The sequence below is a fragment of the Agrobacterium sp. MCAB5 genome (assembly GCF_052114365.1).
Classification (GTDB): domain Bacteria; phylum Pseudomonadota; class Alphaproteobacteria; order Rhizobiales; family Rhizobiaceae; genus Agrobacterium; species Agrobacterium tumefaciens.
The window spans coordinates 1-427 of the sequence record NZ_JBFREP010000284.1 but is presented as its reverse complement, the minus strand read 5'-3'; the positions used below and the strand labels follow the sequence as shown (position 1 = coordinate 427).

Sequence of the window (427 nt, the reverse complement as noted above, 5' to 3'; positions counted from 1 at the left end):
CTTCCCGCCAGTTGAAGGAAGCCATAGCGAGCGGTGCGCGCATCATCGTCACCACTATTCAGAAGTTCTCGACCGAGCATCTGCGCGAGATTTCCGGCCAGTCAGGCCGCACCTTCGCCGTCATCGTGGATGAGGCTCATAGCAGCCAATCTGGCGCAACCGCGCAAGCCATGACCGATGCGTTAACTCGCGAAGCCGATTCCAGCGACGACATCGAGGACATTATCGCTGCTTATCAGAAGGCACGCGGTCCCCAGGCGAATATCAGCTTTTTCGCCTTCACGGCGACGCCGCGCAATGTGACGCTTGAACGCTTCGGCACAAAAGGGGCGGGCGGGTTGCCGCACGCTTTCCACCATTATTCCATGCGTCAGGCCATCGAAGAGGGCTTCATTCTGGATGTACTCCAGAACTACATGACCTACCA

At 57.8% G+C, this 427-nt stretch carries 1 protein-coding gene; it reads left to right on the top strand.

Annotation, left to right across the window (positions count from 1 at the left end; translation table 11 throughout):
• The coding region (locus tag AB4Z23_RS28650) for a DEAD/DEAH box helicase family protein (RefSeq protein WP_441361331.1) at nt 1-427 on the top strand (427 nt) is incomplete at both ends.